This is a genomic window from Enterococcus sp. DIV0210g (assembly GCF_050559705.1).
In the GTDB taxonomy this organism is placed as follows: Bacteria; Bacillota; Bacilli; order Lactobacillales; family Enterococcaceae; genus Enterococcus_B; species Enterococcus_B faecalis_A.
This window is the reverse complement of the sequence record NZ_CP187903.1, coordinates 2442823-2466943: the sequence shown is the minus strand read 5'-3', so window position 1 is coordinate 2466943 and position 24121 is coordinate 2442823. Positions and strand designations below refer to the sequence as shown.

The following is a 24121-nucleotide window of genomic DNA, read 5'->3' as shown; positions in this document are numbered from 1 at the left end:
ATTGGAGAGAGTAGAATGGAACAAACAGTGAAAATCGAAAACATGAAATGTGATGGCTGTGCTGTAGCAGTCAAAGAAAAATTTGAAGGTCTAACAAATGTGACCGAAGCAATGGTAGATTTGGAAAGCAAAACAGCAAAAGTCGTGGGAGATGCTTCTGTCAGCGAATTAAAAGACGCTTTAGCAGATACAAAATACACAATCATTGACTAATCCGCTGATTGAAAAGTGTGAATGATTCTTCCCCGATTTTAGAAAACAATAACTATCGTCAAAAAAACCCAGAAAACAGGTTTCCCCCCTAATCTGTTTTCTGGGATTTTTTTAATTGCTGTGAAACACGAAGAATGAAGTGATGCGATGTGGAACAGTACCTGCTTGGCACTTGGAGCTGACCAGCTTGTTCACGACCTCTCTCTAAACGGTATTTTCTCAGTTGTTCCTCGGCGTTAAGCTTTTCAACGAAAAAAAATGAGAAGCTGTTTCTCCGTTGAGTTGAAAAGAGTCTTAATGCTGTGAAACACGAAGAACGAAGTGATTCGATGTCGAACAGTACCTACTTGGTGCTCGGATCAAAACGCTTTGCTCACAACCTCTTATATTTGACGTTATTTTTTCCCTTTGTTATACTCACTCTAGCCTTGGCACACAAGGAAGTAAAGGCTGTCATTATTTGAAATAAAAATTTTGTTTTTTGACAATAAACATAGATTTTATGATCAAAAAACTTTTATGCAAGATCTGAAAAAACGCCAAGGAGCTGAGCGACTTGCTCGCGTGCTCTCTTGGCGTCATTTTTCTTATTGTTGAAGAAATTGATGGATTTCGTTGATTTCTTCTGATGTTACTTGGTGGCTGCCGTCTGCAATCAGCAATTCTACAGAAGGAAAGACAGCTTCCAACTGTTTTGTCAGCTTCAAAACATCGCCAGGGAGACTGATAGTGTCTTGAGAACCTGTTGTTAAGATAACATTGGCATCTGAAGCAGCATCGAATTGGTACCCTAGATCGATTGGATGAAGGAGAATAAAGTCATCTGCGATATTTGGTGCTTTTTCTAATAGTCCTAACAAGAAGTTCGCGCCATTTGAATAGCCGATAAAGACGATTTTTTTACTGCTTTTCTCAACAGATGGCCAAACATTTTCAATGAAATTTTCGACATGCTGATTGAAATCTTCACGGTCTGCTTTTTGATTGACAAGAGGGGCGAAAAATCTTCTTTGAGCGCCTACGCCAACATCTCCGAGAAAACTTAGTATACTTGCATTAGGGAATAACTTGGCAATCGTTGTCAATAATTGATATTCGTTTCCTCCAGTACCGTGAAAAGCAACGACAAGTGTATCTGGATCTTTCCCTTTTTGAAAAAATGATTCCATAAGCAACCTCCAAAAAATTTGATTTTATGTAGAAAGGATAGATGTACTATGACTGGACGTATCCATCATATCTCCATTTTAAATCGCTATATTAAACCTACATTTGACTTTTATCATAATGTATTAGGGCTAAAATTACTAATGAAAACAATCAATCAAGACGATCATTCGATGTATCATCTTTTCTTTTCTGATGCTGCGCAGAGAGTCGGCACTGAAATAACGTTTTTTGAACTAAGAGACGGTGAAGATAACAAATTTGGTACAAATGCAATCGAACGTACAGTGATGAAAGTACCAACTGTTGAATCATTAGGCTTCTGGGCGGAACAATTGGAAAAACACGATATTTGCCACTATGGGATCGAAACTTTTGAAGGGCGTCCAATGTTGCGTTTTGAAGCGCCAGATAACACACAAATGGCATTGACACCACTTAGAGATTTTGAGGACCCGAATGATTATTTCCCTTATACAAGTGAAGGGATACCAACAGAACATGCCATTATCGGAATCGATGCGATCCAACTACGCGTGCAATTTGCGGAAGCAACAGAAAGAGAACTATTGAATTTTGGCTGGCAAAGAAAATCAGTGACCCCGTTTTTTGAAACAAAAAATGAAGTGACGATTCTCGAGAACCAAGACGAAAAATTTTATCAAGAAGTCCACATCATCCAAGACGTGGAAAATCCAATTGCGGAACAAGGGATTGGCGGCGTCCATCATGTCGCTTTTGGGGTAAAAGGCATGGAAGAGTTGGAAGCAGTAGACAAGAGACTCAATCTGAAAAATTTCAATAATTCTGGTATTAAAAATAGAGAATTTTTTGAATCTCTTTACTTTAGAGAACCAAATCAATTATTGTTTGAAGTCGCCACAGAAGAAATAGGATTTTTAGATCCGAAAGCTTATGCGAACCAAAGCAATGTGTTTGAAGAGATTCCGCTCTATTTGCCAAATTATCTGAAAGATATTCGAGAAACAGTGGAAAGTATTTTGGAAAAACAGCAGCATGAATAAAAAATAAATCAATTATGATGAGGTGAAGAAATATGTTAATGGAATTATTTGAAGGACAAGAAAAATTTCTAAGAGATTATAAAAAACTAGTAAAAGACCCAAAAAGTGATCAAGAAATCGTAGATGCAGTATTGGATTCATTACGCCAGCAAGACGTAAATGAAAAAATGAGCTATGAGATTTCAGGTGACGAAACAAAATCAGGGGAAAGTATCGACTTTCCATTTAGTCAATATCTGTATGCGGAAGACCAAGAGCCAACCATTGAAACAAGATTTTGCTATGATGGAACGACCTACGAAGAACCATTGAAAAGTAAAGAGCAAATGTAGAGGTTGTGAACACCGTTTAGGTAGAGGTTGTAAGCAGCATGGTCTGCTTCAAGAATTAAGAATGACAAATTAGAAATAGCTTCTCATATTTTTGATTTGTTAGGCCTAATTCCGTAGAAGCAATGCTGCGAACACCGTTTAAGTAGAGGCTGTGAATGAACCGATCAGCTCCAAGCAATAACAAATTTTTAAACGATAAAAAAACCGGCCCAACAGCCGGCTTTTTTGTTTTGTTTAATTGAGAAACATTCTCATTTTACCACAAAAATAAATTATTTCAACGTTGAAATGAACTATATATAGTGTGATAATTAATTGCGAATACAATATATGGTGTTTTATCTTTTGCGAGGAGTGAGGAAATGGTAACCAGTTTACCTGCAGAAACAATAGACAAATTAAATAAGGAGATCCTTCTTTTCCCAGGCGTTTATCCAATCACAGAAGAAATGACTCAAACATTTGAGGGCATTTCTCGTCTTATCATGTTGGATCGTTACGCATTCAAAGATCCGAAAGGCGAGACGATTTCAACAGGAGACCTTGTTGTTTTAACCACGCAAGCTGATCCTAAATATCCTGCAAGAGGTATCGGAATCGTCCGAAAAATAGAAGGCAGTCAGCTAGAAATCGAAGTAGAAGAAGAGTTCAGAAGCGCATTAACTGATCCAAAAGAAGCCGAATCTGGACGTGTAAAAAGAGAGCGGATCGAAGTTGAAAAACCAATGGAACTATACTTCGAACAAATTGCCAAACGTGTAGCAAACGGGATTGCAAAAAATGACCAAACAGGCAATCAAGAAGAACTTTTCCAAACATTTTATCAACATTTAGCAGAACAAAATCTGATTCCTGCCGGCAGAGTTCTGTATGGCGCAGGAACAGCTTCCGAAGTCACATACTTCAATTGTTTTGTGATGCCTTTTATCCATGATTCAAGAGGCGGTTTGGCACAACATCGTCAAGAAGTGATGGAAATCATGAGCCGCGGCGGCGGTGTAGGAACAAACGGATCGACTTTGCGCCCTCGTTCAGCCATTGTCCATGGCGTGAACGGCAAATCTTCTGGTGCTGTTTCATGGTTGAATGACTTAGCGAATCTGACGAACTTAGTTGAACAAGGCGGTAGTCGGCGCGGGGCGCAAATGATCATGATGGCAGACTGGCATCCAGATATTTTTGAATTTATTATTTCAAAAATCCAAAACCCTGCTGTTCTCCAACATTTGATAAAAACAAATCCAAATTCAACAATCCAACGATTTGCGCAAGAAAAATTGAATTTTGTCCCACTCGCACCTGCAGAAAAAGAATTATACGAAAAAATCCTTGATGAAAAAGATACGCTTGCACTTAAAGAAAACAGCTATTTAAAAGAACTGGCCCAAAAAACAGCACTTGGCGGCCACTATGAAGTAAACAACAGCGAATTTTTAACAGGTGCCAATATTTCAGTATGTTTGACCAAAGAATTCATGGAAGCTGTCGAAAAAGACCAAGAGTACAGCTTGCGTTTCCCAGCAATTGAAGAGTATTCTGAAGAGGAAATGGCTGATTATGATAAAAACTGGGCAGAAATCGGTGACGTTCGAGAATGGGAAAGAACTGGTCGAAAAGTCAAAGTATACCAAACAATCAAAGCACGAGATCTTTGGGAACTGATTACTTTTTGCGCAACCTATTCTGCAGAACCAGGAATCTTCTTTATCGATAATGCAAATGAGATGACAAATGCGGCAGCCTACGGACAAAAAGTCGTAGCGACAAATCCTTGCGGCGAACAGCCTTTGACACCTTATGCAGTATGTAATTTAGCTGCAATCAATTTAGCAAATATGGCAGATAAAAAGAACAAGTGTGTTGATTTTGAAAAACTCGCTGAAACAGTACAAGCAAGCGTACGTTTCCAAGACAATGTTATTGATGCGACACCTTACTTCTTTGATAAAAATGAAAAACAAGCAAAAGGAGAACGACGCATCGGGTTAGGTGTTATGGGACTGGCTGATTTGTTGATTTATTGCGAAAAAACTTATGGATCAGAAGAAGGCAATCAGCTGATTGATCAGATTTTTGAGACAATCGCAGTTACTGCGTATCAAACATCTATTGAATTAGCGAAAGAAAAAGGCAGTTTCCCATTCTTGACAGGAGAAACAGAAGCGGAGACTCAAAAACTGCGTGAAGCCTTTATCCATTCAGGCTATATGCAAAAAATGCCTGAAAAAATTCGTCAAGATATATTAAAATACGGCATCCGAAATTCTCATTTGCTGACAGTCGCACCAACTGGATCAACTGGGACAATGGCAGGAGTTGCGACAGGTTTAGAACCTTATTTTTCCTTTTCTTATTTCCGCAGCGGACGTCTGGGTAAATTTATTGAAGTCAATGCTGAGATCGTGGAAGAATATTTGGCTGAAAATCCTCAAGCAAATAAACAACAGCTGCCAGAATTTTTTGTTTCAGCAATGGATCTAGCACCTGAAGCACATGTGGATGTTCAATGTACGATTCAACGTTGGATCGACAGCTCGATTTCAAAAACGGTCAATGCGCCAAAAGGGTACCAAGTGAAACAAGTCGCAGCAATTTATGAATCACTTTATCGTGGGGGAGCAAAAGGCGGCACTGTTTATGTCGATGGCAGCCGCGACTCGCAAGTATTGACACTTGAAGCAGAAGAAAACACGATGTCACAAGTAGTTGAAACAGAGCTAATCGAAAAAGCAAGTCAAGAAAATGAAGTTTCCGAAGTTGAACTTTGCCCGATTTGCCATGAAGGAACAATTGAAGAAATCGGCGGCTGCAGCACATGTACAAATTGCAAAGTCCAATTGAAATGCGGATTATAAAAAAGGGGAAAGAAAAAATGAAAAAAGCACTATTAGTAGCAGCGGCATTGATGAGTTTATCTGTTTTTGCAGGCTGTCAAAGTGAAACAAATAAGAACACTGAGCAAACATCCAGCGAGCAAATCGTTCAGCATTCTGCTCAAGTCATAATCAAAGCAGATGGCAAAGAAACAGCAAATCAAACAGTCAAATTCAAAGATGGCGACTCGCTATATGAAGTCATGGAACAAAACTTTGCAATCAAAGCAGACGATGGTTTTATTACTGAAATCGACGGTCAAAAGCAAGATCAGCAAGCAAGTAAATATTGGACCTTTACGATCAATGGAGAAATGGCGACAAAAGGAGCCAAAGATATTGTTTTGAAAAATGGCGATAAAGTGGTCTTTGAATTGGCAGAAATGAAGTAGAGGTTGTGAGCAAAGCGATATGACTTGAGCGTTAAGACTCTTCTCTAACATCAAAAAAGCCCCCGCAGTTTTAAACTGCGGGGGCTTCGTGCTGGTATCAATCGAATTGATACAGTGCCCAACGTTCGATGATATTATTTAATTTAACATCATAAAGCGGATCAGTGGCATATCTGCCTGTCAACGCTCTTGTTGCATCTCGGAATGTTCGCGCATTGACACGCCAAGCACCCGAGTAAAATAATGGATCCCAATTCGGACCATAACGTAATTTGACTGCATTATCCAGCATCGACTCATCAAAGGTTCGATAAACGCGGAACCGCGAATTGACTGGTACAGTGATGCCGTTGATGACTTCATTTGAGACATGCCAGATATACTCGAAACGACCATCATCTGCACCTGGAGTAAATTTGACACCAAAGAAATTATTGGCTCTGCTAGCTAAGACGCTTGTTCCATAGCCGCTTTCAAGGATTGCTTGAGCCATCATCACAGAAGCAAACAAACCATGAGCAGAAGAAACACGACGAGCAGCTGGCGCAATCGAGTTGACGAAACGGCCTTCTGGTGTGCTGGTATTCACTTGACCGATCAATGGCAACTGGTTGGCTTGGAATCCGCTAGGCCGTCTATCTTTTGGCAAAATAGAAACTTGGATTGCTTCCACAGGCAAATTCAATTGGACAGAGCCTGCACGCTGCCCGTTTTCAGCCCATCCTAACCAGCCGCGTGAACGAACGAATGCACGATAATAAATCGTATAATCGTTTGCTATACCACCTGTTAATTGGAAAGAAAAAGCTTGGAGTGAACGGTTTTGCCCAGTTGTTCCAGAGGTTGCCCCGTCACGTACAGCATTCGTCCAACCTGTATTTGTCACATGCGAATCATAAACAATGGAACCACCATGACGATTGTTTTCAAAACGTGCTTGGATCGCTTCAAACTGTCGATTTTGATTTGCAAAATTGATAACTGGTGCAATCCCGCGTCTGCTAGTCCATCCTACATTGGAAACATGTCCTGCCAATGTCAATGCTGGTGGTGCTAATCGGAATGCATTCGCCGTAGACCCAGGTGCAGCACCGCCTCGGGGAACTAAAACGACTTGAATTGCTTCAATGCGATACGCATATCCTTGTGTACCTGCTTCTTGCCCATTTCTTGCCCAGCCTAGCCAGCCAAATTCTTGAGAATGCGCACGGTAATAAACATCGTAACGTGTACTGATAGTGCCAGTCAAACGAATCCGGATTGCTTCGATTGGTCGGTTTTGTCCAGTCGTACCCGTTTGTTCACCTTCATTTGCCCAGCGTGATTCCCAGCCAGTACCTGATAGATGTGATTGATAGCTGATATTACCGCCGATGGTATTTTCGGTAAGTCTTAAACGTAAAGCTTGCAAGCTTAAACGCTGTCCAACTGTTCCAACTTGTCTCACGCCGTCTGTTTCACTAAGCCAGCCGCGATTTGTCACGTGGGGCGTAGCTAAAACAGAGGGCTCCTTTTCAACATAGGCATTGCCAAAAGGAGGAGATTCTTTGTTACGGTCAGACAGACGGACTTCAATGGCTTCGATTTGGTAACCAAACCCTAAGCTGCCTGCTTGATTCCCATTACTTGTCCAAGGAAGCCAGCCAAGGTTTTGGACATGGACACGATAAGAAATAGAATACCGATTTGAAATCGCTCCTGTCAGCCGCAAATTGATTCCTTCGATGCGGCGATTCTGCCCAGTTGTTCCTGAAATTTGGCCATTTGAAGTCCAGTTTTGCCAACCAGTTCCTTGAACAAAAGAAGTATATTGGATCGAACCAGTTAAATTAGAGGGAAGTTGTAAATTGATTCTGAATCCTTCTACTTGCAGATTTTGCCCAGTCGTTCCAGAAAGTCCGTTTGAGACAAATGGCAGCCAGCCGCGGTTTTTCACATGTGTAGAATAAGAAATAGCTGGTGTCTGCGCACTTCTGGCAGTGATTTCTGCTTCTGGCTGCGTTTCTTCTGTTTTTTCGGCAGGTGACTCTGAAGTTTCTGGTACCGATTCGGTTGTTTCTTCTTCATCAACTGGCTGATTTTCGAACTGCAATTCTGTTTTAGAAATATATCCTAAAGATTGACCATCTAGCGTGACAAAATAAAGTGTTTCATTTGGAAAATCGATTTGTTTCTCTGCTTGCAGCACACTGTCTGGTGACAACATGCGTCCTGAAGATTGGCCTTTCCAAAAGTCTGTCAACTGTTCATAAACTTTTATATCGTCAGAAAGAGCTTTTCCTTGTATTGGATCGATCTCTGTGATTACTGGTTCAATGGTTTCTATTGCGCTTATCCAGCCGGTTTGATCTGACGTTTCAATAAAAAAGAACGTTTCGCCTGCTGAGGTCTCAGCCTTTTTAGTCACTACGCCATTTCCCGAAAACAGTGCATTGCTTTCAGGAGACAAAGGAGAATCCAAACGTCCGATTTCGTTCTCGGTTTGAATAAACGATTCGATTTCTTCAACAGAAGTAATAGTGATATCTGGTGTAATCTCAGGGTAAAAATAAGTTGCTAGTTCACTAAATGCCTCTTTGGATGATCCTGTTTGGAAAAACGAATCGTCAACTGAAAGTATAGTATCCAGATGCTCAAGACCTGACTGGTACGTTTTGATTTGTTTCGCTGCATAATAGGCAAGATTTGTTTGGATCTGCTGTTTTTCTTCTTCAGTATCTCCTTGATAAACAGCTAAATGGATCGCTTGATCATCTGCAGACGGTACTGGAAAATTTGCAGAATAACGCTCTGTGATACCAGAAGCGTCTATGTAGGAATGGAAAGAAACTTCTCCTTGCAGCGCTTCTTCTTGCGATTTATCTGTCAAAGAAACAATGATTTTCTCTGGGGCTGAAAAGCCGTTTCTATAAGGGATATAGCTCATTTCGGGTTCCCCAGTGATTGAAGGAATCTTATATTCCTTGGTCGCAGATTCATCTGTGACAGTTTCTTCTGTATCTGTTATTTCTGATGTTGCAGAAGGAACGGTTTCTGCCAGGGGATCTTCAATTGGAGCCAAAGTGTCTGTTTCTTTGGTTTCTTCAGCAATCTCAGCCTGTGAAATTGTTTCAGCTAGAGCAGCAGTGCTTGGAAACGTAGCGGAAGCTAGTAGCAAAACGACAGTGGCAAATGTAAATTTTTTCATCTCCTCATCCTCTCAAATTTTTTCTTCCTATATATATAATACCTTAAATTAAAAAATATTTTTTGTTTTTTAATGAAAAATTCCGTGTTTTCTATTCTTATTCATTATTTGAGTTATATAACTTTTGATATTAAACTAGGACGTTTTTTTGTGAATGTGCTATACTAAAGAAAAATATAGAATTGCCGCCGGGCAAAACGCGAAAAAATAACTTTAGGCCACTGATAAGTTATTTCTTCGCGTTTTTTTATTTAGGAGGGAAAAAGATGACTTTTTTACGTTTGATCATCGCGGGACTTTTGGAAGTCTGCTGGGCCTTTACTTTAGAAAAAAGTGAAGGATTTACAAATATTTTTTGGACAGGAGCAACGGTGGGGCTTTTGCTGCTCAGTTTGTATCTTTTAGAGACGGTCATTGATAACTTTGGCGTAGGGATGACCTATGCTGTTTTTACGGGGATAGGAACAGCCGGAACGTGTCTTTTGGGGATTTTTGTCTTTCATGAGACCCACAATTTGATGAAATTGCTTAGTTTGGTTATTTTGCTGACAGGAATCGTCGGGTTGAAGTTAAGTACGCCGGTAAAAGAGGAGGAAACAAAATGATTTGGTTCTTTTTAGGAATAGCAGGTGTGATGGAATTGGTTTTTGTCTTGTTTTTAGAAAAAGCCCAGCAGACCAAAAAGAAAAGATGGCTGTTTTTTTCTGTAGCGGCCATCATGGTCTCGATTTTTATTTTAGGGAAAGCTGCATTAGTGATCCCGCTTGGCGTAGCTTATGCCGTTTGGACCGGGCTTGGAGCATTATTGAGTGTTGGCTACGGCATTTTCTTTTTGGGAGAATCGAAAAATCCGCTTCGTTTACTATTCATTTGTTTGATTGTCTTAGGCGTGGTTGGGCTTAAAGTTTATGGCGGATAAAAAAATAGCATTTTATACTTGCTTTTTTGGCATGGCGGGTTTATTATTGACAAGTCAATCGTTGACGAGTCAATTGTTGAAGGAGGCGAAAAAATGTCTTTGCAAGAAGTAAGTCATATTCTTTATCAAATCAAACTGGCAGATCAAAGAATCGCTCAGTTGTTTGAAGAAAAGATTGGTTTCAGTTTGACAAGATACGAGATATTGATGATCTTGAAAGAACAAAGTCCTTGTTTGCAAAATATTTTGTTATCTAAAATGCAGATCGACCAAGGGGCAATCACCAGACACCTGAAATTGCTGGAAACAAAAGGCTATGTAAAAAGAGAGCGGAATCCTGCAAACAATCGGGAAGTCTTTGTTGAATTGACACCGAAAGCACAGCAAGAGATCAATGTCTGTGAAAGAGAACATGGCGACATCGAAACTATTTTGTCTCCAGCATTCAACCGAGAAGAATTAGCGCAGCTGCTCGTTCTTCTAGATAAATTAAACGCACAATTAGCAGCAATAGAATAAATAAAGAAAGAAGTTTTTATTATGACAAAAGAAACAAAATTTGAAGAAATCGTCTTTGGCAGAAAATCCGTCCGTTTATACGATGAAAACTACAAAATCTCTCACGAAGAAATGCTGGAAATGATCCAAGAAGCAACAACAGCTCCATCTTCTGTAAACATGCAGCCATGGCGTTTTGTTGTCGCAGAAAGCGATGAAGCAAAAGAAATCTTACGTCCGTTGATCCGTTTTAATACAAGACAAAATGATACTTCATCTGCAATGGTCATGATTTTCGGCGATATGCTTAACTATGAATACGGCGAAGAAATCTATGACCAAGCTGTAGCAGAAGGAAAAATGCCGCAAGAAGTTCGCGATCAGCAATTAGCAGCAATCATTCCTCATTACAAAGCTCTTTCAAAAGAACAAATGAATGATGTTGTAAAAATCGATTCAAGTTTAGCCGCTATGCAATTCATGCTTGTTGCCCGTGCGCATGGCTACGAAACAAACCCAATCGGCGGTTTTGAAGCAGATCAATTAGCTGAAGCATTTGGTATGGATAAAGAAAGATACGTGCCAGTGATGATCCTATCAATTGGGAAAGCCGTAGAAACAGGGTATGAATCTGTCCGTCTAGCACCAGAAAAAATCACAACATTCAAATAGGAGAAACGATGATAATCATAAACGCATTATTTTATATCAATCCTGAAAAAGAAGCCCAATTCTTAGAAGATATCGCACCATTGATTGCTTCTTCTAAACAAGAAGAAGGCAATATCTCTTATGGTCTTTATCAAGGAACAGAAGAAAAAAATACTTACTTGATGGTAGAAAAATGGGCAGATCAAGAAGCAATCGCAAAACACAATGAAAATCCTTTATTGAAAAAATTTGCACAGGAAATTGGCATGTACAGCACTAAAGCACCCCAATTGACGATTGCACAAACAAAGGAATAAAAAAGATCAAAGCGGCTGGAGGCGAAAGTCCCAGCCGCTTTTTGTTTCTTTCTAAAATATTTTCAGAAAATGAAAAGTTTTGCTTACGAGAAAATTTTTTATGTGCTAGGATAATCTTCGTGACAAAATTGAAGGAGTGATTTTTTTGCCAACAAACAAAAAAGAAGGAATTATTTTTACAACGCTGATGTGTTTCTTGATGGTCTTAGGAATGAGTGTCTACAACTTGTGGCTGCATGATTCATTACAACTAACTGCTTTATTTACTGGGCTGATCCCAGGATTTATCGTTGCATTTATTTTAGATGTTTTCGTTGTAGGAGTGGTCGCAAAAAAAATCGCGTTCAAATTGCCAGTGAATAAAGAAAAGAAATGGCAAATGATTTTGACGATTTCTTGCTTGATGGTTCTGGGTATGGTGACATTCATGTCTTTATTCGGCATCATTATCGAGCAGGGAACAAGTGATATTCTTGCACATTATCCAACAACATGGCGTATGAACTTGATTGCAGCATTACCTTTGCAATTGTTGATCGTAGGACCAATCTCACGTAAAATTTTACAGATGATTCAAGCGCAGCCAGCGCAAACAGCAGGCGAAAGCGAATAATAAAAGACAGGAATGGCTGAAAAATCAGCATTTCCTGTCTTTTTTATTTTGGTTGTCCGTTATCAAAAAAATGGTTCATTTCCATTTTGACTTGTTGGCACCATTTAATTTCTTGCTCGCATAATAAAATTCTTCGTTGGATGACTGCGTAGCGGCCGAAATCCTCCTTGCTTCGGTAGTCTAATGCTGCTAATTTTGCTTGATTTTTTTCCATTACTTTGGTCAATTGCTGTTCTCGTGTAAATAACAAACCGTGAACAGTGGCTTGATCCAATGTAGCAAACGCATAGATTTTTGCTAAGAATTCGTCACGTTGAGTTGGGGTCGGACTTTCCTTTTTGATCCATTCATGGACGATTTCTTGTCCTTCTGAGGTCAGTTCGTACACTTTTTTTTGTGTACTGTCGGATGTTTCTTGGATAGTGACGTATCCTTTTTCGTTTAGATTCGCAAGTGTCGTGTAGATTTGACTGTGATGGGCTTCCCAAAAAACAGTAATTAGCTGTTTTAATTCATACCCAGATTTTGGACTGGCTAGTAGTACGGATAGAAGAACATAAGATAACGTGTTCATTCGCTTCACTCCTTTTTTTCAGTATACCATATCTTTAAGCAAAACTTATATGTAAATATTGACATGTAAAAATATTCATGTATGATTAGTAATGAAAAAGGAGTTGAAAAAATGGAAAATGAAATAAAATATAATGAAAAAGAACTGAAAAGCGGGATGCGTGCAGCTTTGATCGTCGCAGCTACTTGTTTAGTAGCATTTATGGGTGTCGGATTAGTTGACCCTATCTTAAATACGATTGCTGTACAGCTTGATGCGACACCAGCACAAACAACGCTTTTATTTACAAGTTATATGTTAGTGACAGGTGCGGTAATGTTGTTTACAGGTGCACTGTCCAGCAGAATTGGTTTGAAAAAAACATTGTTATCAGGACTTGTTCTTATTGTGATATTTTCTGCTCTAGGCGGACTTTCTAATAACATCAGTATGCTGATTGGCTGGCGAGCTGGCTGGGGCATCGGGAATGCTTTTTTTGTTTCTACAGCATTAGCCACGATCGTTAGTTTCTTAGTAGGAAATACAGAAAAAGCAATTATTATGTACGAAGCAGCAATTGGCGGCGGGATGGCGGTTGGTCCTTTAGTGGGGGGTATGCTGGGCAGTCAATCTTGGCGCTATCCATTTTTTGGTGTCGCAGTTTTGATGACGTGTGCTTTCTTGGTGTTGGTTATTCTTTTACCTGAAACAGAACGTCCGGCGAAAAAGGTTGGGTTATTCGAAAGTGCGAAAGCGTTGAGCAATCACAAATTACGTTCAGTAGGGATCATCGCACTGCTTTATAACTTTGGCTTCTTTACGCTATTGGCTTATGGCCCATTCTTATTGGTGGGTTATTCAGAAATGAGTGTCGGATTTGTCTTTTTCGGCTGGGGTATTTTGTTAGCTATTTCATCGATTTTCGTGGCGCCGATTATTGAGAAGAAATTTACAACTTACAAGACGATTTTAGCAGCAGTGATTGGTTTTGTTCTTTGTTTATTAGTGACTGGAATAGGATTCAATATAGCAGTCCTTGTTCCGATAGGGATTATTTTGGCAGGTTTTTTCCAAGGGATTGTCAATACACTCTTAACGACAGTTGCTATGGAAATTCCCGGATTGGAAAGAAATGTTGCCTCTTCAAGTTATAGTTTTGTCCGTTTCTTCGGAGGGGCCTTAGCGCCGTATATTGCAGGAAAGCTGGGGGAACATTTCGGTGGGGATTGGCCGTTTTACTTTGCGGGAATCGTTGTTGCTGTCAGTTTGATTTTGATTGCAGTCAACCAAAACTACTTTATGACAGAAGAAGAGTTTGAATAAAAAAGAAGGCTGGGACAAGATGTCCTAGCCTTTTTTGTTCGAGAAAACTATTCTGCAGCAGTTCGGTCTGTTCCTTGGATAATGTTTCTTTCATAAAAACGAGAACGACGAGAAAGTTCAGTATAAAACTGTTCGTATCCAAATTCTTCCATGATTGTTGGTTGTTCAGAAAATAAGTTTGTGCCAATCCCTAAACGGTCGCCGGGAATCTCAACACCTAAAGCGGCAAGTGTCGTGGGAAACATATCGACTGCACTAAATAAACGATTCTGCGTTCGAGTGGTCTGAAGTCCGCTATTTAAAATCACATTGTATACAGTGCGTTGATAATTCGGATCAATTGACTCAAAAAAATCTCCATCCATTGTTAAATGGTCGCCAACAAGGATGATCGTCGTGTCTTCATAAAAAGGTTGTTCCTTGATCCATTGCAGCAGAGAATAAATTTCTTGATCAGAAAAGTGAATGACATTGCTGTATTGGTCATCAAAGATTATCGGTGTTTCGTCCGTCATCAAGCCATCCTCAAAATGCGTATCTGCAGTAAGCATCGTAAAGTTGAAAGGTTGTTCTTTTGCTCCGAGTTCAGTCAATGTTTCTTTTGCAAATTCAAATAATTTTGCATCTTCATATCCCCACCAAACACGATAATCTTCAGGGATTCTGCCAGTTTCTTTCGCCCATTTATAATCTCGGATGTCGTACTCGCCATGTTGTGTAAAGTAGTTGCTTCGAGCGGCAAAATCAGCATCAGAACCCATTAAAAGTGTGCGGGAATACCCTGCGTTTTTCAGGATCGTTCCCAATGAATAGGCACCAGGAAGATAGTCTCCAGAGCCTCCGTAGTGATTGACGTGGAGTCCGCTGGAAGTCCGCAGCGGCAATCCAGAAGTTTGTGCGACCATTGAACTAGCAGTATGTGAAGCAGAAGGAATCGGCAGCATGCCGCCTAATTTGTCACTGTTAGAAAAATGGACACCTTCTGTTTGTGCTAACTGTGTCAGATTAGGAATCAGATTGTTTTCTTTGATGCCGCCCATTTCTGTTGAAGCATAACTACTTTCCATGGATTCTAAGAAAATATAAATCAGGTTTCTTTTTTGTTCAGGAAACTTCAATTCTACAGTTCGAGGATCAACATAATAATTATCATAGAGTTCTGTATGTTCAAAAAAGAAAGCACGAACATCCGTATAGCCAATTTCTCTCACACCTAGAATCGCACCAAAAATACAGCTGAAAAGTCCTATAATCAAGGCACTGTATCTTTTATGTTTCTTTTTCTTCAGAGAATCTGTTTGTTTAAAGTGAACAGAATGGGTGTTGAAAAAGTAAAGAAGAGTTATCATAAGCAGAGTACCAAGAATGCTGAAAAGCAGCGGATCTACAAGGAATTCTTTGATTTGAGCAGGATCAGTACCAGTCAGCGGCTGACTAAGTGTATAAATGATCTGGTCGATTTTGAGATTGTCAAAATAACGAATAGCCCAGCGACTGCTGCCAAAAAATAAAAAGCCGGAAAAGGTCAAAAGAAATGTTGCTCCCAAACCAAACCAATCAAGCCAATTCATTTTTCGGGTATGTATGATTCTTTTTTTTGTCTTTAAAGATTGGAATAACCAAGTCGCGTCTGCTATGATTAAGGCGTAAAGCAAAGAAAAAATGCTATTTAATGGCGAATAGACAAATGGAACTGTCCAAACACGCCAGTCCATTAAAGGCAGATTGAAGCTTTGCCAACTATAAAAAGTCAAACAGAAGTAAAAAAAGGAAATGGCTGTCAGTGGAAAGATTTTTTGTTTCAAAGACCCTTTTAAAATAAAAAAACAAGCAATCAACAATAAAATAAGAAAAAACAGCATGTATCCGCCTCCAAATTGTTTATATGTTTAGTATAACAATATTTTATATACAAAGACAGAAGGTGTTAAAAATGTACCCAGAAGAATTTGAAGAAGTTGGATTGACAGTAGTGGAACTGCCAATCGAAATCGAAGACAACAAGCCGGTTTACCGCCTTCTGCTAAAAGAGCTGCCGACGCTCAATTCAGCCGGCAACTCCAGACAAGAAGCTTATAGCCAGTTAGTCCAGCAGTACCAAGAATATCGTTCGCAATTACTTGAAGCTTCAGAAGACAGAACGGAAGAAGAAAAAACTGCTAACTTATCTCTTGATGAATTGCTCCGTTATTATGATGGCGAAGTGTTTGATGGTTTTTTTATCCAGCAAGAAGAGTAAAGAAACAAAAAGACAAGGAACTTGGACCATATAAAAATGGTTCAAAGAATCCTTGTCTTTTTTACTTTTTCAGTGGAATTTTTGTTTAATCTGATCTTTATTCAAATGGTATTTATAACCCAAATGGAAAATACCAGCTGCTAATAGCATCAATGAATAAGGAAGAGAATGGTCAAAAAACACGAAATAGTTTGCTGCGGAAAGAATACTTAACGCAAACATATAGCTGATATATAATCGGATCAATAATCCTTGAGGGCCGATTTTTTCAAAGTAGCGATTCCAGCTGTCTTTGCCCATCTGATCTTTTTTCTTTTTGAATTGAAAAAAGAGGCTCAGCAATCCTACTCCAAAAAAAGCAGAAAGATTCAAGGAAATGAGATACACGATCAATATCGTTATGATTTCAATCATGGAAACACCTTTCTAACATAAGCGAACTAAGTGAATGCTTTCTTATTTGCTTTCTCCTTATTCTAGCAGAAATCCTGCTGAATAATGAAGAAATATAAGAAAATGTTTCACGGGGAACACATAGAATAAGTGAAAATCGTTCGTTTGTCAAAAGGTTCTGCTTCTTTGCAAGCAAACAGGTTCTCAAAAAAAGCGCGTATTAGGATCGGATCTGTCCATCCCCGTAAATGATGTATTTCGTTGAAGTCAGTTCATTTAACCCCATTGGACCGCGGGCATGTAATTTTTGAGTAGAGATTCCGATTTCTGAACCAAAACCAAACACTGAACCGTCTGTAAAACGGGTGGACGCATTGACATAGACAGCCGCCGCATCAACTTCATTTAAGAATCGTTGGCTGTTTTCATAGCTTTCAGTGATGATTGCTTCAGAATGTTTGGTGCCATATTGATTGATATGTTCGATTGCTTCGTCCATAGAATCAACGACTTTGACAGCTAAAATAAAATCTAGAAATTCCGTTGACCACTCTTCTTCGGTTGCTGGAAATGCTGTATCAAGGTATTCGGCTGCTCTAAGATCTGCACGTAAAGAAACGCCAGCGTCCACAAGTGCTTTTTCTAATACTGGCAGAAAGAAGGGCGCAATCTCGGAATGGATAAGCAATGTTTCTGCTGCATTGCAGACAGAGGGGCGGGAAGCTTTGGCATTTACCAGAATAGATCGGGCCATTTCCAATTGCGCGCCTTTGTCGATATAAATATGGTTATTTCCTGTACCAGTTTCAATAATAGGCACTGTTGCATTTGTTTTTACGCGCTGGATAAGCGAAGCCCCGCCTCTAGGAATCAAAACATCAAGATAATCTGTCAATTTCATCAATTTATCCGCTGTTTCATGAGAAGTGTCATTGATAAATTGGACAGCTTGAACAGGAGCTTCTGCTTTTTCTAGTGTATCTTGAAGGACTTTGACAATTGCTTGGTTAGAAAAGAATGCTTCTTTGCCGCCGCGTAAAATCACAGCATTTCCGGATTTGAATGCCAAAGCAGCGGCATCTGTCGTTACGTTTGGCCGCGATTCATAAATAATCCCGATGACACCTAAAGGAACTCTTTTTTGACCAATCAATAAATTGTCTTCATTTTTCCACATACGATCGACTTTTCCGATTGGATCTTCTAGCTGAGCTACTTTCCGGATGCCTTTTGCCATTTCAGCAATACGTTCATCTGAAAGCGCAAGCCGATCGATCATCGTATCGCTGATCTCGTTTTGCTTTGCGTGATCAATGTCTAGTTGATTTGCTTCTAAAATTGCTTCTTTCTGCGCTTCGATCGCATCTGCCATTTGCAGCAATAGCTGATTTTTTTCGGCGGTTTCCATCAATGCTGTAGCGCGCGCTGCTTTTTGTGCGTCTTTACCAAGTTGTGTCAAATCAATCATACTTTTTCCTCCTTGCGTTTAAATAAAGTACCGATTTCTTTTCCTTTTAAAATGTCAAAAATGATTGCTGGCTGCTGTCCATTTGCTAAGACCATTGCTTTGTTTAGATCAAGTATTCTGGACGCAGCTTTCAATTTGCTTTGCATGCCGCCAGTACCGAATGAACTGCCTTTGCCTCCAGCTTTGGCCATTGTTTGTTCATCGATTGCAGTAACGGTATGGTACAATTCTGCGTCTGGGTTACTGACAGGGTTGTCTGAGTAAAAACCGTCGATATCAGAAAGCATGATGAGCAAGTCTGCTTGGACTAGCTGGGCAACGATTGCGGAAAGCTGGTCATTGTCGCCGAACGTAGTCAAATGATCTAATTCTTCAATTGAAACAGTATCATTTTCGTTGACGATCGGAACGACCCCTTTCAGCAGTAATTGTTCAAAAGTATTTGCTACGTTTTTTCGGCTTTCAGGAAACGAAATCACATCTCTTGTCATTAAGATTTGCGCTGTTTGCTGACTATAAGCGTGAAAACGATGATTATAGATATTCATTAATTCAGATTGCCCGATTGCCGCAATCGCTTGTTGTTCAGGAATAGTCGCTGGCCGTTCGTTCAAATTCATTTGATTCATGCCGACACCAATCGCTCCTGAAGAAACTAAGATCACGTCTTTCCCTTCATGGCGCAAAGCAGATAAAACGAAGGCCAATTGATCGATTGCAGTCAGGTTGACCTTTCCATTCGGATGAACAAGCGTACTCGTTCCTACTTTGACGATGATTCGGGTAGCTGAAGTTATTTCTTTTCTCATAAAAGACTCCTTAGTGTATAGTATAAAAACATTCGGTTTCTACAAACGATTTTCCTCATTTTACTTGTTTTCTTCCCAAAAGTCATGCTCGAATCGTCAGTTTGCTCAACGATTTTAAGATAATTTGATAAATAGAACAGAATTTTTTGAAGATTTTGCAAAGAAGTCAATTTGTTTGCGTGAGTATGATAAAATAATACGTAGACTATTAAGGAGGAGAAGCAGTGAAAAAACGAGGATTTGAAATTGTTTCTAAATACAAAGATCAGCAAATCAATCTGCCTCAGCGGGCAACACATCACGCAGCGGGCTATGACTTTGAAGCAGCTGAAGACCGTGTGATTCCAAGCATCTGGAAATCAGGAGTCAGAGAAGGCATATCGGCAATGATCGATTGGATCAGAAACGAAGAAAACGAAAAAATCTTAAAACCTGTTTTAGTGCCAACAGGTATCAAATCATATATGGGCGAAGATGAATTCTTGCAATTAGCGAATCGTTCAAGCAATCCGTTAAAGCGTTTCTTGCTCTTAGCAAATGGTGTCGGCGTGATCGACAGCGATTATTATAACAATGCAGATAATGAAGGCCATATTATGTTCCAATTTGTGAACTTCGGCTTGAAAGATGTCACGATCAAAAAAGGTGAACGGATCGGTCAAGGAATCTTCTTACCGTTTTTAAAAGCAGATCAAGACCAGACTTCCAGTGAACGAATCGGCGGTTTCGGCTCATCCGATCAATAACACAACCAAGTAAAAAATCAACATAAGGAGGGGCAGTGCAATGGCGAAAAAACAAAAAGTACAGTTTGTCTGTCAAAATTGCGGTTATGTATCTCCAAAATTTCTAGGACGCTGCCCGAATTGCGGAAAATGGAATACGATGGTCGAAGAAATCGAACAGGATACCACAGACCGTCGAAATCGTACTAGCTTGACAGGTGAAAAAGCACGACCAACAAAAATCGCAGAAGTCGTGCCGAAGAAAGAACCACGGGTCAAAACCAAATTAGAAGAATTGAATCGAGTGCTGGGCGGCGGCGTCGTTCCAGGCTCAATGGTCTTGATCGGCGGCGATCCGGGTATCGGTAAATCGACCCTTCTTTTACAAGTATCGCAGCAATTAGCCGCGATCGGCGGTAAAGTGTTGTATGTTTCTGGAGAAGAAAGTGCAGAGCAGATCAAATTGCGCGCCGAACGTTTAGGGAAAATCGACACCGAGTTTTATTTATATGCCGAAACAGACATGTCGGAAATCTCACGTGCTATCGAACAGATCCATCCTGATTATGTCATTATCGACTCGATCCAAACGATGACACAACCAGATATCACAAGTGTGGCCGGCAGCGTAAGTCAAGTAAGAGAAACGACTGCGGAACTGCTGAAAATCGCCAAGACAAACGGAATCGCCATTTTCATCGTAGGACACGTGACCAAAGAAGGTTCAATTGCGGGACCAAGAATGCTGGAACATATGGTAGATACGGTGTTGTATTTTGAAGGTGAGAAGCATCACAGCTTCCGGATTTTACGCGCTGTCAAAAACCGTTTCGGCTCAACCAATGAAATTGGTATTTTTGAGATGCATGCGCATGGGCTGGAAGAAGTAGCGAATCCTTCACAGATTTTTTTAGAAGAACGTTTGGAGGGTGCTACAGGTTCTGCCATCGTGGTGGCAATGGAAGGAACAAGACCGATTTTGGTGGAGATCCAAGCGCTAGTTACACCGACGATGTTCGGAAATGCGAAGCGAACGACAACAGGGCTTGATTTTAACCGAGTGTCATTGATTATGGCCGTACTAGAAAAAAGAGCGGGTTTGCTGCTCCAAAATCAAGATGCTTATCTAAAAGCAGCTGGTGGGGTAAAATTAAATGAACCAGCAATCGATCTTGCAATTGCTGTCAGCATTGCTTCCAGCTATAAAGAAAAAGGAACGCTGCCGACAGAATGTTTCATCGGCGAAATCGGTCTGACTGGAGAAATCCGTCGTGTCAGCCATATTGAACAAAGAGTCAAAGAAGTACAAAAATTGGGTTTTACAAAAGTCTATTTGCCAAAAAACAATCTTGGCGGATGGAAACAGCCAGATGGCATTGAGATCGTAGGAGTATCAACGATTTCCGAAACTTTGAATAAAGTATTTAAATAACGAACAAACATTTTCTAAATAGAATGGGGGAAAGTCCTATGCAAAAACGCGTCATCACATTATTGATGATCATTGCCGGTGCGAGCTTGGGTATTTCTTTTTTACCAGTAGCTTGGCATGCACTTGGGCAACATACGAACAGCTGGCTGAACAATAATTTTACCAATAGCTTGCTTGGTGCACTTATTTTCTTTTTATTATCATTGCTATTGGCAAAATACATCGAAACAGGCATCAAACGAATCGAACAAAAATTAAGCGAACTTAGTCTTACGTATCTTTTATTCGGAGCAATCGGAGCAATTATTGGTCTGACATTAGGGGTAATCATCTCTACACCTTTGTATAACTTAGAGATCCCCTTTGTGAACAGCGTATTGCCAATCGTTTTGATGATTATTCTAGGTTATCTAGGTTTCCGTATGGGTACAACACGTATCGATGAATGGAAAAGAATCTTTGCACCTCGGAACAAAAAAACCGAGCAAGAAACGCAAGAAGAAATAGAAAGCCAAGTATTAGAACGGAAATCAGGAGAAAATTTCCATAAATATAAAATTTTAGATACAAGCGTCATTATCGATGGCCGGATTTATGACATTGCAAAAACAGGATTTTTAGAAGGTACTTTGCTGATCCCTAATTTTGTATTATATGAATTACAGTACATCGCAGATTCAGGCGACAGCTTAAAACGCGTTCGCGGGCGCAGAGGTCTGGACATCTTGAATGCTTTGCAGAAAGAAGAAGGAATTTCTGTCGAAATGTATGACGGCGACTTTGAAGATATCAATGAAGTAGACAGCAAATTAATCAAATTAGCAAAACTTCTTGATGGGGTAGTCGTGACAAATGATTACAATTTGAACAAAGTATCAGAATTCCAAAATGTACCAGTCTTGAATATCAACGCATTAGCAAATGCAGTCAAACCAGTTGTTATCCCAGGCGAGAACATGAATGTTTTAGTTGTGAAAGCTGGAACAGAGCGTCAACAAGGGGTTGCTTACCTGGATGATGGAACAATGGTCGTTGTAGAAGACGGACAGCATTACATGAATGAACGTTTGGAAGTCGTTGTCACAAGTGCCTTGCAGACAGCCGCTGGACGAATGATTTTTGCAAAACCTGCACATGCAGGACGCGGAATCGACAACAAAAAAGATTCAAACAAGCCAGAAAAGACAAATTAAATAAAAGAAATCAGCCAATTGACCGGAAATTCGGCCAGTTGGCTTTACTATTTCCCTCAGAGAAGGTAAAATTTGAGCTGAGTAGCTTTAAGATTTTTGATGAATTTTACTGCTTAGAACTAATAGTTTGCTATTAGCCACACAAGTCTAGTTTGAAAGAAGAGGAAAAAAATGACGAAAGTACGCGTACGCTATGCACCAAGTCCAACAGGGCATCTTCATATCGGCAATGCGAGAACAGCATTGTTCAATTATTTATTTGCTCGCCATAATGATGGAGACTTCATTATTCGAATCGAGGATACTGACCAAAAAAGAAACATTGAAGACGGAGAAAAAAGCCAGCTTGAGAACTTAGCTTGGTTAGGCATGGACTGGGATGAATCACCAGAAAACCCTGGCAAGTATGGACCTTACCGTCAATCAGAACGAAAAGAAATCTACCAACCGCTGATCGATCAGCTTTTGGCAAGCAACCGTGCTTACAAATGCTACTGTACAGAAGATGAATTAGAAGCAGAAAGAGAAGCGCAACGTGCACGAGGAGAAATGCCTCACTATGCTGGAAAATGCGCAAACTTGACACCTGAAGAACAAGCAGAAAAAGAAGCACAAGGAATGGAACCAGTTATCCGTTTCCGTGTACCAAGAAATACAGAATATAAATTTGATGATATGGTAAAAGGCGAAATCGCTTTTGAATCAGATAATATCGGCGGCGATTTTGTTATCCAAAAACGCGACGGCATGCCAACATACAACTTTGCCGCAGCTGTGGACGACCATTTGATGGAAATCACTCATGTTCTTCGTGGTGACGACCATATCGCGAATACTCCAAAACAATTGATGATCTATGAAGCATTTGGCTGGAAAGCTCCAACATTTGGACATATGACATTGATCATCAACACTGAAACTGGGAAAAAACTAAGCAAACGGGATGAATCGATTCTTCAATTTATTGAACAATACCGCGAATTAGGCTATTTGCCAGAAGCAATGTTCAACTTTATCGCTTTACTAGGCTGGTCTCCAGTTGGGGAAGACGAGATTTTCTCACAAGAAGAAATCATCAAAATGTTTGATCCTAACCGTTTGAGCAAATCACCAGCAGCATTCGATGCGAAAAAATTGGAATGGGTAAACAATCATTACATGAAAGAAATGGATCTTGATGTATTGACAGAAATGAGCTTGCCTTATTTGATCGCTGATGGACGTGTGGAGAAAGATCCAACACCTGAAACAATCGAATGGGTGAAAAAAATCGTCAGCCTATACCAGCCTCAAATGAGTTATGCTGCAGAAATCGTTGATCTATCAACATTATTCTTCAACGAACATCCTGTATTAGACGATGCAGCCAAAGAAGTGTTAGCAGGCGAAACAGTTCCAACCGTTTTAGCTGCTTTCAAAGTACAGCTTGAACAAATGGAAGTTGTCGATGCACCAACAGTCAAAGCATCGATCAAAGCAGTCCAAAAAGAAACAGGCATAAAAGGCAAAAACTTGTTTATGCCGATCCGTGTCGCTGTTTCAGGACAAATGCACGGTCCAGAATTACCAGATACAATCGAATTGCTTGGGCGCGAAAAATCTTTAGCGCATTTAGAACAAGCATTAAACAAACACTAAGATCAGAAAAAGTAGAAAAAGAGATGTTTACAGAGAGGCGGCGTTTGGTGCGAGTCCGTTGACGATCTTTTTCGAAGTGCTTCTGGGAGTGGTTCTAGCGAATCAAGTAGCTGGAAACGTAGAGCAGGCGTTACTTTTGCTTATGAGGCAATCATTGATTG

General features: G+C 40.0%; 24 protein-coding genes and 1 other annotated feature (1 of these 25 cut by a window edge). Of the genes, 17 read left to right on the top strand and 7 right to left on the bottom strand.

The annotated features are described in order from the left end of the window. The first annotated feature begins 15 nt into the window (after positions 1–15). Entirely contained in the window at positions 16–213 is a 198-nt protein-coding gene (locus IGI64_RS11830; protein WP_429940654.1) for a heavy-metal-associated domain-containing protein, read from the top strand. Positions 214–800: 587 nt separating this feature from the next. Here the strand turns inward: IGI64_RS11830 and IGI64_RS11825 are convergent. Beyond that, positions 801–1382, bottom strand: a complete 582-nt coding sequence (locus IGI64_RS11825; protein ID WP_016624370.1) for an alpha/beta hydrolase — start codon at positions 1380–1382, stop codon at positions 801–803. Positions 1383–1430: 48 nt separating this feature from the next. Here IGI64_RS11825 and IGI64_RS11820 point away from each other — a divergent pair, with 48 nt between their 5' ends. The 4 genes from IGI64_RS11820 to IGI64_RS11805 all read left to right on the top strand — a co-directional run bounded on the left by IGI64_RS11820 (position 1431) and on the right by IGI64_RS11805 (position 6002). Continuing rightward, on the top strand, positions 1431–2405 hold the full coding sequence (locus tag IGI64_RS11820; protein WP_429940653.1) for a VOC family protein: 975 nt from the start codon (positions 1431–1433) through the stop codon (positions 2403–2405). A gap of 32 nt (positions 2406–2437) precedes the next feature. Beyond that, positions 2438–2737 (top strand): hypothetical protein, encoded by a 300-nt coding sequence (locus IGI64_RS11815; RefSeq protein WP_016624368.1) that lies wholly within the window; start codon positions 2438–2440, stop codon positions 2735–2737. 362 nt (positions 2738–3099) lie between these two features. Next, positions 3100–5592, top strand: coding sequence for a vitamin B12-dependent ribonucleotide reductase (locus IGI64_RS11810; RefSeq protein WP_429940652.1), 2493 nt, complete (start codon positions 3100–3102; stop codon positions 5590–5592). A gap of 17 nt (positions 5593–5609) precedes the next feature. After that, positions 5610–6002, top strand: a complete 393-nt coding sequence (locus tag IGI64_RS11805; protein WP_429940651.1) for a DUF4430 domain-containing protein — start codon at positions 5610–5612, stop codon at positions 6000–6002. A 97-nt stretch (positions 6003–6099) separates the two neighbouring features. On the opposite strand, the gene IGI64_RS11800 is transcribed toward IGI64_RS11805, so the two are convergent. Continuing rightward, on the bottom strand, positions 6100–9189 hold the full coding sequence (locus tag IGI64_RS11800) for a glucosaminidase domain-containing protein (protein WP_429940650.1): 3090 nt from the start codon (positions 9187–9189) through the stop codon (positions 6100–6102). 266 nt (positions 9190–9455) lie between these two features. On the opposite strand from IGI64_RS11800, the gene IGI64_RS11795 reads away from it, so the two are divergent. The 6 genes from IGI64_RS11795 (at position 9456) to IGI64_RS11770 (ending at position 12187) form a co-directional block, all read left to right on the top strand. Further along, the gene (locus IGI64_RS11795) at positions 9456–9794 is read left to right on the top strand and encodes a DMT family transporter (RefSeq protein WP_429940649.1); all 339 of its coding nucleotides are present in this window, start codon (positions 9456–9458) and stop codon (positions 9792–9794) included. Beyond that, on the top strand, positions 9791–10108 hold the full coding sequence (locus IGI64_RS11790; RefSeq protein WP_429940648.1) for a DMT family transporter: 318 nt from the start codon (positions 9791–9793) through the stop codon (positions 10106–10108). Before IGI64_RS11795 ends, IGI64_RS11790 begins: the two co-directional genes overlap by 4 nt. A 93-nt stretch (positions 10109–10201) precedes the next feature. After that, positions 10202–10627, top strand: coding sequence for a MarR family winged helix-turn-helix transcriptional regulator (locus IGI64_RS11785; protein ID WP_429940647.1), 426 nt, complete (start codon positions 10202–10204; stop codon positions 10625–10627). A 21-nt stretch (positions 10628–10648) separates the two neighbouring features. Next, positions 10649–11278, top strand: a complete 630-nt coding sequence (locus IGI64_RS11780; protein ID WP_016624361.1) for a nitroreductase family protein — start codon at positions 10649–10651, stop codon at positions 11276–11278. Between the two features lie 8 nt (positions 11279–11286). Further along, a complete protein-coding gene (locus tag IGI64_RS11775; protein ID WP_016624360.1) occupies positions 11287–11574 on the top strand; it encodes a putative quinol monooxygenase in 288 nt (95 codons plus the stop codon). 145 nt (positions 11575–11719) lie between these two features. Further along, positions 11720–12187: a DUF2798 domain-containing protein gene (locus tag IGI64_RS11770; RefSeq protein WP_034862232.1), complete on the top strand. Its 468-nt coding sequence runs from the start codon at positions 11720–11722 to the stop codon at positions 12185–12187. A gap of 43 nt (positions 12188–12230) precedes the next feature. On the opposite strand, the gene IGI64_RS11765 is transcribed toward IGI64_RS11770, so the two are convergent. Beyond that, a complete protein-coding gene (locus IGI64_RS11765; RefSeq protein WP_429940646.1) occupies positions 12231–12761 on the bottom strand; it encodes a PadR family transcriptional regulator in 531 nt (176 codons plus the stop codon). A 111-nt stretch (positions 12762–12872) separates the two neighbouring features. Between IGI64_RS11765 and IGI64_RS11760 the strand changes: the two genes are divergently transcribed. Next, the gene (locus IGI64_RS11760) at positions 12873–14063 is read left to right on the top strand and encodes an MFS transporter (RefSeq protein ID WP_034862230.1); all 1191 of its coding nucleotides are present in this window, start codon (positions 12873–12875) and stop codon (positions 14061–14063) included. A 47-nt stretch (positions 14064–14110) separates the two neighbouring features. Here IGI64_RS11760 and IGI64_RS11755 read toward each other — a convergent pair whose 3' ends face one another. Continuing rightward, positions 14111–15925 carry an LTA synthase family protein gene (locus IGI64_RS11755; protein ID WP_429940645.1) on the bottom strand — a complete coding sequence of 605 codons (1815 nt, stop codon included), beginning with the start codon at positions 15923–15925 and terminating at the stop codon, positions 14111–14113. A 71-nt stretch (positions 15926–15996) separates the two neighbouring features. Between IGI64_RS11755 and IGI64_RS11750 the strand changes: the two genes are divergently transcribed. Beyond that, positions 15997–16302, top strand: coding sequence for a hypothetical protein (locus tag IGI64_RS11750; protein WP_034862228.1), 306 nt, complete (start codon positions 15997–15999; stop codon positions 16300–16302). Between the two features lie 69 nt (positions 16303–16371). Here the strand turns inward: IGI64_RS11750 and IGI64_RS11745 are convergent, their stop codons facing one another. The 3 genes from IGI64_RS11745 to proB form a co-directional block, all read right to left on the bottom strand. Further along, on the bottom strand, positions 16372–16716 hold the full coding sequence (locus IGI64_RS11745; RefSeq protein WP_429940644.1) for a hypothetical protein: 345 nt from the start codon (positions 16714–16716) through the stop codon (positions 16372–16374). Positions 16717–16915: 199 nt separating this feature from the next. Then, positions 16916–18163, bottom strand: a complete 1248-nt coding sequence (locus IGI64_RS11740; RefSeq protein WP_429940643.1) for a glutamate-5-semialdehyde dehydrogenase — start codon at positions 18161–18163, stop codon at positions 16916–16918. Then, on the bottom strand, positions 18160–18972 hold the full coding sequence (proB, locus tag IGI64_RS11735) for a glutamate 5-kinase (RefSeq protein ID WP_429940642.1): 813 nt from the start codon (positions 18970–18972) through the stop codon (positions 18160–18162). The genes IGI64_RS11740 and proB overlap by 4 nt, the downstream gene beginning before the upstream one ends. A gap of 224 nt (positions 18973–19196) precedes the next feature. On the opposite strand from proB, the gene IGI64_RS11730 reads away from it, so the two are divergent. The 4 genes from IGI64_RS11730 to gltX all read left to right on the top strand — a co-directional run bounded on the left by IGI64_RS11730 (position 19197) and on the right by gltX (position 23960). Next, entirely contained in the window at positions 19197–19718 is a 522-nt protein-coding gene (locus IGI64_RS11730) for a dUTP diphosphatase (protein WP_016624349.1), read from the top strand. Positions 19719–19758: 40 nt separating this feature from the next. Further along, positions 19759–21129 (top strand): DNA repair protein RadA, encoded by a 1371-nt coding sequence (gene radA / locus IGI64_RS11725; RefSeq protein ID WP_429940641.1) that lies wholly within the window; start codon positions 19759–19761, stop codon positions 21127–21129. 38 nt (positions 21130–21167) lie between these two features. Further along, on the top strand, positions 21168–22322 hold the full coding sequence (locus tag IGI64_RS11720) for a PIN/TRAM domain-containing protein (RefSeq protein ID WP_034862226.1): 1155 nt from the start codon (positions 21168–21170) through the stop codon (positions 22320–22322). Positions 22323–22493: 171 nt separating this feature from the next. Then, on the top strand, positions 22494–23960 hold the full coding sequence (gltX, locus tag IGI64_RS11715; protein ID WP_429940640.1) for a glutamate--tRNA ligase: 1467 nt from the start codon (positions 22494–22496) through the stop codon (positions 23958–23960). Beyond that, positions 23950–24121, top strand: a binding site (T-box leader) (it continues 37 nt past the right edge of the window). Its footprint overlaps the gene before it by 11 nt.